The following is an 8,858-nucleotide window of genomic DNA, read 5'->3' on the forward strand; positions in this document are numbered from 1 at the left end:
GGTGCTGCGCGAGCCGGTGCCGGCGGGCGGCGACGGCGTGGCCGCGTGGGCGCAGCGGCAGCTCGCCTGTCCGGCGCTGGCGCTCGCCGAGGCGGGGGCGGCGGTGCCCGCCGACGCGGCGCCGCGCCCCGGCGCGTGGTGGGTTGAGCGGGCCTGCCGCGGCTGGTAGACTTGCGCGCCATGCCCTACCCGGAGCTGGCGGAGCGGCTGGCCGCGGTGCGCGCGGCGATCGACGGCGCCCTGGCGCGCGGCGGCCACCAGCAGCGCGTCACGGTGGTGGCCGTGACCAAGACGCACGGTCCCGAGGCCGTGCGCGCCGCCTGGGAGGCCGGGCTGCACGACGTCGGCGAGAACCGGGTGCAGGAGGCGGCCGCCAAGATGGCCGCGCTCGACGTGCCGGTGCGCTGGCACCTGATCGGCCACCTGCAGCGCAACAAGGTCCGCCAGCTCGACGGCTTCGCGCTGGTCCAGTCGATGGACAGCCCGCGGCTCGCCGACGCGCTGCACGCCGAGGGGGTGCGCCGCGGGCGGCCGATCGACGTGCTGCTGCAGGTGAACGCCAGCGGCGAGGCGTCCAAGGGCGGCTACGCCCCCGACGAGGTGGTCCCCGAGGCCGAGCGGCTCACGACGCTCCCCGGCGTGGTGGTGCGCGGGGTGATGACCATGGCCCCGTTCGACGCCGGGGAGCGGGTGCTGCGGGCGACCTTCGCCGGCGCGCGCGCGGCGCGGGCGGCGCTGGCCGAGGTCGGGCACCCGGCGGCCGAGCTGTCGATGGGGATGTCGGGCGACTACGAGGTCGCCGTCGAGGAGGGGGCCACGATGGTCCGCCTCGGGACGCTGCTCTTCGGGGCGCGGGGCTGACGCGGAGGCGTCGTGGCGCGGGGGGCGCCGCCCCCGGGCGCGCTGCCCCCCGGGCCGCCGACCCGGTATCTTCGTCGGTCCCCCGTCCCCGCCGCGTCCCCGCCCGCCCATGACCGACGAGACCTTCCGCCTGACCCCCCTCGACGTGCGCCGGTACGACTTCGGCGCCGCGCTGCGCGGGTACGACAAGGCGCGCGTCGAGACGTTCCGCGACCAGGTGGCGGCGGAGCTCGAGCGGCTGGCGCGCGCGAACCAGGACCTCGACCAGAAGGCGCGCAACTTCCACGAGCAGCTGCGCGCGTTCCGCGACCGCGACCGGGCGCTGAACGACGCCCTGATCTCGGCGCAGCAGATCGGCACGCAGACCCGCGAGGCCGCCGAGCGCGAGGCGGAGCTGATCCGCCGCGAGGCGCGCGCCGAGGCCGACGAGATCCGCCGGCAGGCGCAGGAGGACGCGCGCCGCCACGTCGACGAGCTGCGCGGCGAGCAGCGCCGGGTCGAGGAGGAGATCACGGGGCTGGACCGGGTCCACCGCACGTACATCGCGCAGCTCCGGCTGCTCGCCGAGCGGCAGCTGGCCGAGCTGGCGGCGGCCGAGTCGCGGACGCTGCCGCCGCCGGCCCCGCGCCGCGCCGCGCTCGACGCGCCGGCCGGGTGGAACGACGCGAGGGGCGACGTGCGCGGCGAGCGCGCGCGCGACATGCACCCGCTGGACGCCAGCGCGCTGGAGGCGCTGGCGGCGGAGCTGGAGCTGGAGGTCAGCGTGAGCCCGTCGCCCATCGACCCGGCGCGCGAGACGGAGCAGGGATGACGGCGGCCGACGCGCTCGCCGCCGGGCGGTCGCGCCTGGCCGCCGCCGCCGACGCCGTGCGCGCGCGCTGGGACGCGGCGCCCGAGGCGGCGATCATCCTCGGCACGGGGCTCGGCGGGCTCGCCGCGCGCCTGGACGTCGAGGCGGCGATCCCGTACGACGCGATCCCCGGGATGCCGCTGTCGACGGTCGAGTCGCACGCCGGGCGCCTGCTGTGCGGCACGCTCGCCGGGCGGCGCGTGATCGCGATGCAGGGGCGCTTCCACCGCTACGAGGGGTACGCGCTCGCCGACGTGACCTTCCCGGTGCGCGTGCTGCGCGCGCTCGGCGCGCCGACGCTCGTGGTGTCGAACGCCTGCGGCGGGATGCACCCGCTGTGGGCGCCGGGGGACCTGATGCTGATCGCCGACCACCTCAACCTGCTCGGCGACAACCCGCTGATCGGGCCCAACGACGACGCGCTCGGGCCGCGCTTCCCCGACATGTCGGAGCCGTACGACGCCGCGCTGCGCGCGCTGGCGCGCGAGGTCGCGCTCGCGCGCGGCGCCACGCTGCGCGAGGGGGTGTACGCCGCCGTGCCCGGGCCCAACCTCGAGACCCGCGCCGAGTACCGCATGCTGCGCGCGCTCGGCGCCGACGTGGTGGGGATGTCGACCGTCCCCGAGGTGATCGTGGCGCGGCACGCCGGGATGCGCGTGCTCGGGCTGTCGATCATCACCGACCAGTGCCTCCCCGACGCGCTCGCGCCGGCGACGGTGGAGCAGATCATCGCCGTGGCGCAGCGCGCCGAGCCCGCGCTCGCCGACGTGGTGTGCGGCGTGCTCGCGCGCATGGACGAGACGACATGAGCAGCACCGTGACCCCGAACGCCGCCGACGCCGCCTTCCCCCCGCTCCCCGCCGAGCGCGCGCCGCACGAGCTGGAGCTCGAGCTGCTGGCGCGCTGGCGCGACGAGCGCCTGTTCGAGCGCGTGCAGGAGGCCCGCGCCGGCGGCGAGCCCTTCGTGTTCTACGAGGGCCCGCCGACCGCCAACGGCCGCCCCGGGATCCACCACGTCTTCGCGCGCACGATCAAGGACCTGTTCTGCCGCCACCGCGCGATGCGCAACCACTTCGTGCCGCGCAAGGCCGGGTGGGACACGCACGGCCTCCCGGTCGAGATCGAGGTCGAGAAGTCGCTCGGCATCAGCGGGAAGCCCGAGATCGAGAAGTTCGGCGTGGCCGAGTTCAACCGGCTGTGCCGCGAGAGCGTGTTCAAGTACCGCGGCGAGTGGGAGGAGCTGTCGGAGCGCATGGCGTACTGGCTCGACTACGAGCGCGCGTACGTCACCTACCACAAGGAGTACGTCGAGAGCGTTTGGTGGGCGCTGAAGACGCTGGCCGACAAGGGGCTGCTCTTCCGCGGGCACAAGATCCTCCCGTACTGCCCGCGCTGCGGCACCGCGCTCTCGTCGCACGAGCTGGCGCTCGGCTACAAGGTGGTCACCGACCCGAGCGTGTACGTCGCGCTCGACCTGGAGCACGACGGCCCGGAGCGCCGCCGCATCCTGGTGTGGACGACCACGCCGTGGACGCTCGTGTCGAACACCGCGCTGGCGGTGAACCCCGAGCTGACGTACGTCGAGCTGCGCAAGAGGACCGGCGCGCAGTGGACGATCGTGCTCGCGCAGGACCTCGCCGGCGCCGTGCTGGGCGCCGACTGGGCCGACCGGTGGGACGTGGTGCAGGCGATGCCCGGGACGGCGCTGGTCGGGATGCGCTACCGCCGCCCGCTCGACTGGGTGGAGTTCCCCGAGGCGGGGGAGCGGCAGGTGATCGTCGGCGAGTCGTTCGTCACCGCGCAGGACGGCACGGGCGTGGTGCACATAGCGCCGGCGTTCGGCGTGGACGACTACGAGGCCGGCAAGCGGCACGGGCTCGCGTTCGTGCAGCCGGTCAACGCGCGCGGCGAGTTCGACGCGTCGGTGCCGGTGGTGGGCGGCGTCTTCTTCAAGAAGGCCGACCCGCTCATCGTCGAGGAGCTGAAGCGGCGCGACGTCCTGTGGAAGGCCGCGGAGTTCGAGCACGACTACCCGCACTGCTGGCGCTGCGGGACGGTGCTCATCTACTCGGCGCGCGACTCGTGGTTCGTGCGCACCACGGCGTACCGCGACAGCATGGTCGCGCGCAGCGCGGCGATGAACTGGAACCCGCCCGAGGTAGGGAGCGGGCGGTTCGGGTCGTGGCTGGAGAACAACATCGACTGGGCCGTCTCGCGCGACCGCTACTGGGGGAGCCCGCTCCCGGTGTGGGTCAACGACGCCGACCCGTCGGAGATCCAGGTCGTCGGCTCGTACGCCGAGCTGGCGGAGCGCCTCGGGCGCCCGCTCCCCGACGACTTCGACCCGCACAAGCCGCAGGTCGACGAGTACACGTGGCCGGCGCCGAGCGGCACCGGCACCATGCGGCGCGTGCCGCAGGTGATCGACGCCTGGTTCGACTCGGGGTCGATGCCGTTCGCGCAGTGGCACTACCCGTTCGAGAACCGGGAGATGGTCGCGCGGCAGTTCCCCGCCGACTTCATCGCCGAGGGCGTGGACCAGACGCGCGGGTGGTTCTACTCGCTGCTCGCCATCGCCACGGGGCTGGGCGACGCGCTGCCGAACAACGCCGGCGACGCGCCGGCGCCGTACCGCGCCGTCGTCGTGAACGACCTCGTGCTCGACGCGGCGGGGCAGAAGATGTCGAAGAGCCGGGGCAACGTGGTCAACCCATGGGAGATCATGGAGCGCCACGGCGCCGACGCGGCGCGCCTGTTCCTCGTGTCGTCGAGCCAGGTGTGGGTGCCGCGCCGCTTCGACGAGGCGGCGATTCGGCAGACGGCGGGGAACTTCCTGGTCACGCTCAAGAACGTGTACCGGTTCCTCTCGCTGTACGCGAACTTCGGCTGGGCGCCGTCGGACGCCGACCCGGCGCCGGCCGACCGCCCGGCGCTCGACCGGTGGGTGCTGTCGCGCCTCGCCGGCGTCGAGCGCGAGGCCGACCGGCTGCTCGGCGACTACGACGCGACGTCGGCCGCGCGGCGGGTGATGGAGTTCTTCGACGACGACGTGTCGAAGTGGTACGTGCGGCTGTCGCGCGCGCGCTTCTGGTTCCCGGGGAGCGAGCCGACCGCCGACGCGCGCGCCGCCTTCGCGACGCTGCACGAGGTGCTGGCCGTGACCTGCCGGCTGCTGGCGCCGTTCGCGCCGTTCGTGACCGACTGGATGCACCGCGCCCTGACCGGGGCGAGCGTGCACCTGGCGGCATACGCCCGCCCGAACACGACCGGGGCGGAGGACGAGGCGCTGGAGGCGGCGATGGACGACGTGCGCCGGCTGGCCAACCTGGGACGCGCCGCGCGCGAGGCGGTCGGGATCAACGTGCGACAGCCGCTGGCCGAAGTGGTCGGGGTCCTCCCGGTCCGCCCGGGGCAGCCGCAGCCGCCGCGGGCGCTGCTCGAGGAGCTGAGCGCGCTCCTCCGCACCGAGCTGAACGTGAAGGCCGTGCGCTGGGCCGAGAGCGGCGACGCGCTGGTCACCCTGGAGGCCAAGCCGAACTTCCGCGTCCTCGGCAAGCGGTTCGGGAAGGCGACACCACTGGCCGCGCAGGCCGTAGGGGCGCTGGGGAGCGAGGCGCTCCAGGCGTTCGAGCGCGGCGAGCCGGTCACGATCGCGGTGGAGGGGGCCGAGCACCCGCTGCTGCCGGAGGACCTGGCGATCCACCGCCGGGCGACCGGGGAGTACGCGGTGCAGGAGGAGGGGGGGCTGGTCGCGGCGCTGGACCCGCGGCTGACCCCCGAGCTGAAGCAGGAGGGGATGGCTCGCGAGCTCGTGAGTCGGGTACAACGCCTCCGCAAGGAAGCGGGGCTGGAGGTCAGCGACCGGATCGTGCTCGCCGTGACGGGGGCGCCCGAGGTCGAGGCCGCCGTCCGGGCGCACGAGGCGTACGTCGCCGGGGAGGTGCTGGCGACCTCCGTCCGGGTCGGCGCCGGCGCGGCAGATGCAATCCACCCCTCGAATCGTCAGACGCAGGCCTTCGACCTCGACGGGTCGGCGGTGCACGTCACCCTGAGCAAGGACCATCCCTGATGCCCAGCAGCGGGACCAAGGCCGCGGCCCAGAAGGCGGCGGCCGCCGAGCCCTCGGCCGAGAAGACCTTCAAGCCGTTGAACAAGAAGCAGATCGCCCACTTCGAGAAGCGGCTGCTCGAGGAGCGGAAGCGCGTCCTGAAGGAGCTGGGGCACCATGGCGAGACGTTTGGCGCCAGCCAGCAGGAGTCGGACGGCGACCTGAGCTCGTACTCGTTCCACATGGCGGACCAGGGGACCGACGCCATGGAGCGCGAGAAGGCGTTCCTGTTCGCCTCGCAGGAGGGGCGCTTCCTCTGGCACATCGACGAGGCGCTGCGCCGGCTGTACCGCTCGCCCGAGACGTTCGGGAAGTGTCATTCCTGCGGCGGCGAGATCGCCTACGACCGGCTCGACGCCCTGCCGCACGCGCGCTACTGCATCGACTGCAAGCAGCGCGAGGAAGACGGCAAGAAGGGCGGCTGACGTCCGTGGCCGAGCGCGCGGCGCCCGGGCCCGGGGTGGCGGCGGCCGAGATCAGCACCAACGGCGTGGTCTTCTGGCCCGTCGCGGTGCTGGTCCTGCTCGTCGACGTCGTCACCAAGGCGATGGCGGTCGCCACGCTCATCCCGCGCGGCTTCCCGCACCGGGTGCTCGGCGACGGGCTGCGCTTCACGCTCGTCTACAACCCGGGCGCCGCGTTCGGGCTGCACGTCGGGGAGCACTCGCGGTGGGTGTTCCTCGCGCTGACGGCGGTCGTGCTGCGCGTGCTCTGGTGGCTGTACCGCACGACGCGCGACCGCGACAACCGGCGCACCGCCGCGCTGGCGCTGCTCTGCGGCGGCGCGGTCGGCAACGCCATCGACCGGCTGCGCTCCGCGGAGGGCGTGGTCGACTTCATCGACGTCGGGGTGGGCGCCGCGCGCTGGCCGACGTTCAACGTCGCGGACGTCGCGGTCACCCTCGGCGCGGCGCTCCTGGCGTGGTCGCTGTGGGGCGAGGCCGACGAGGACGACACCCCCGCCGCGCCCGCCGCGCCCGCCGCGCCCGCGGCGCCCTGATCCCCCGGCCCGTTCCATGTCCGACTCCGAGCGCTCCAGCACCACCGCCGCCGTCGCGACCGTCGCGGGCATCGTCGTCGCCGACCAGCTCACCAAGCTGTGGGCGGAGCGCGCGCTGCTGCCGCGCCACACGCCGCACGACGTGGTCGGCGAGGTGGTGCGCTTCACGCTGACCTACAACCCGGGCGCGGCGTTCGGCATGCACCTGGGCGACGCGTCGCGCTGGATCTTCATGGTGCTGACGGTGCTGATCGTCGGCTTCCTGGTGCGCCTGTACCGCAGCCTGCCGGCGGCGGAGCGCGCGCTGCGGCTCGCGATCGCCGCGGTGATCGGCGGCGCGATCGGGAACTTCATCGACCGCATCCGCAGCCCCGAGGGCGTGGTCGACTTCATCGACATCGGCGTCGGCGACGTGCGCTTCTGGACGTTCAACATCGCCGACATGGCGGTGAGCGTCGGCGCCGCCTGCCTCGTGCTGCTGCTGTGGCGCTTCGAGTCGAAGCTGCAGCACGCGCAGCCGGCGGGCGAGGCGGGCGCCGCCGAGCGATGAGCGAGCCGGCGGCCGAGCCGACGCCGGGGCGCCACGCGCTGGTCGTCGGCGACGCCGAGGCGGGCGGGCGGCTCGACCTGTACGTGGCCGGCGCGCTGCGCCTCTCGCGCACGCAGGCGGCCACCCTCGTCGCCAACGGCGACGTGACCGTCGACGGGCGCCGCGAGAAGGCCAGCTGGCGCGTGCGCGCCGGCGAGCGCGTGGACGTGAACGTGCCGCCGCCCCCGGGGCGCGCCGTCCTCCCCGAGGACATCCCCCTCTCGATCGTCTACGAGGACGACGAGCTGGTGGTGATCGACAAGCCGGCGGGGATGGTGGTGCACCCCGCGCCCGGCAACTGGACCGGGACGCTGGTGAACGCGCTCATCGGGCGCGGGCAGGCGCTGGCCGAGGGGGGCGGGGAGGAGCGCCCCGGGCTGGTGCACCGGATCGACAAGGACACGTCGGGGCTGCTCGTGGTGGCCAAGACCGAGCGCGCGCACCGCGTGCTCTCGGGCGACCTGGCGGCGCGGCGCGTGGTGCGCCGATACGCGACCGTGTGCTGGGGGCACCTGAAGGAGGACCGGATCACGGTCGAGAAGGCGATCGGCCGCGACCCGCGAGACCGGAAGCGCATGGCGGTCGTCAGTGGGGGGAGGGCGGCGCGCACCGACTTCGTGCGCCTCGCCCGCTTCGACGTCGGGGACCTGCTGCGCGCGCACCTGCACACGGGACGCACGCACCAGATCCGCGTGCACCTCGCGAGCATCGGGCACCCGGTGCTCGGCGACGACACGTACGGCGGCGGCGGCGGGCGGCGGCTCGTGGCGCTCGGCGCGCAGCGGCACTTCCTGCACGCGGCGTGGCTGCGGCTGCGGCACCCGGCGACGGGCGCCGCGCTCGACTTCCGCGCGCCGCTGCCGGCCGACCTGCGCCGCTCGATGGCGGCGCTGGCGGGCGACCCCGCGCTGGCCGACCACCCCGACCCGCTCGACGCCTTTGGCTTCTACGACGACCCGCTCCCCTGACGACGTCCCCGAGGGCGTCGCGCCCGCGCGCGAGACGGACGCGCCGGAGCACGAGGAGGCCCCGACGGACGCGCGGGAGGTGCTGGTCGTCGAGCTGCCGGGCGCCGCGTACGCGCTCGACGCCGCGCGCGCGCGCGACGGTGCGCGCGCCGCGCCGGTGACGCCGCTGGCCGGGACCGCGCGCTGGGTGCTGGGGCTCGCCGCCGTGCGCGGCGCGCTGGTGCCGGTGGCCGACGTGCGCCGCCGCGCGTCGCACGGGCGCGACGCCGACGACGCGCCGTCGGACGCGCGCGACGCGTGGATGGTGGTCGTCGACGACGGGCGGCGCGGCGCGGCGCTGGTGGGGTGGCGCGTGCGCGGCGTGGCGTCGGCGCGACAGGTCGGCGACGCGGACGCGCAGGAGGCCGCGCGCGACGCGCGCGGGTTGCCCGTGCGGGGGGCCGTGCGTCTCACCGACGACGCCCGGCGGACCGCCGGCGCCG

9 protein-coding genes are annotated in these 8,858 nt (G+C 75.1%); all 9 read left to right on the plus strand.

The genetic code is table 11. The features are described from left to right. Positions 1–180 precede the first annotated feature (180 nt). Positions 181–861, plus strand: a complete 681-nt coding sequence (locus PYV61_RS15700; RefSeq protein ID WP_275833237.1) for a YggS family pyridoxal phosphate-dependent enzyme — start codon at positions 181–183, stop codon at positions 859–861. Positions 862–970: 109 nt separating this feature from the next. Continuing rightward, positions 971–1,672 carry a DivIVA domain-containing protein gene (locus PYV61_RS15705; protein WP_275833239.1) on the plus strand — a complete coding sequence of 234 codons (702 nt, stop codon included), beginning with the start codon at positions 971–973 and terminating at the stop codon, positions 1,670–1,672. Next, positions 1,669–2,520 carry a purine-nucleoside phosphorylase gene (locus PYV61_RS15710; protein WP_275833241.1) on the plus strand — a complete coding sequence of 284 codons (852 nt, stop codon included), beginning with the start codon at positions 1,669–1,671 and terminating at the stop codon, positions 2,518–2,520. Before PYV61_RS15705 ends, PYV61_RS15710 begins: the two co-directional genes overlap by 4 nt. Continuing rightward, entirely contained in the window at positions 2,517–5,780 is a 3,264-nt protein-coding gene (gene ileS / locus PYV61_RS15715) for an isoleucine--tRNA ligase (RefSeq protein ID WP_275833243.1), read from the plus strand. Before PYV61_RS15710 ends, ileS begins: the two co-directional genes overlap by 4 nt. Beyond that, entirely contained in the window at positions 5,780–6,244 is a 465-nt protein-coding gene (locus PYV61_RS15720; protein WP_275833246.1) for a TraR/DksA family transcriptional regulator, read from the plus strand. Before ileS ends, PYV61_RS15720 begins: the two co-directional genes overlap by 1 nt. Before the next feature lie 5 nt (positions 6,245–6,249). Beyond that, positions 6,250–6,819, plus strand: a complete 570-nt coding sequence (gene lspA, locus PYV61_RS15725; protein WP_275833248.1) for a signal peptidase II — start codon at positions 6,250–6,252, stop codon at positions 6,817–6,819. Positions 6,820–6,835: 16 nt separating this feature from the next. Then, positions 6,836–7,369 carry a signal peptidase II gene (lspA, locus tag PYV61_RS15730; protein ID WP_275833249.1) on the plus strand — a complete coding sequence of 178 codons (534 nt, stop codon included), beginning with the start codon at positions 6,836–6,838 and terminating at the stop codon, positions 7,367–7,369. Then, positions 7,366–8,376 (plus strand): RluA family pseudouridine synthase, encoded by a 1,011-nt coding sequence (locus PYV61_RS15735; RefSeq protein WP_275833252.1) that lies wholly within the window; start codon positions 7,366–7,368, stop codon positions 8,374–8,376. The genes lspA (PYV61_RS15730) and PYV61_RS15735 overlap by 4 nt, the downstream gene beginning before the upstream one ends. After that, the coding region (locus tag PYV61_RS15740) for a chemotaxis protein CheW (protein ID WP_275833254.1) at positions 8,348–8,858 on the plus strand (511 nt) is incomplete at its 3' end. The genes PYV61_RS15735 and PYV61_RS15740, both read left to right, overlap by 29 nt.

Origin of the sequence: Roseisolibacter sp. H3M3-2 (assembly GCF_029211165.1) — a bacterium.
GTDB lineage: Bacteria > Gemmatimonadota > Gemmatimonadetes > Gemmatimonadales > Gemmatimonadaceae > Roseisolibacter.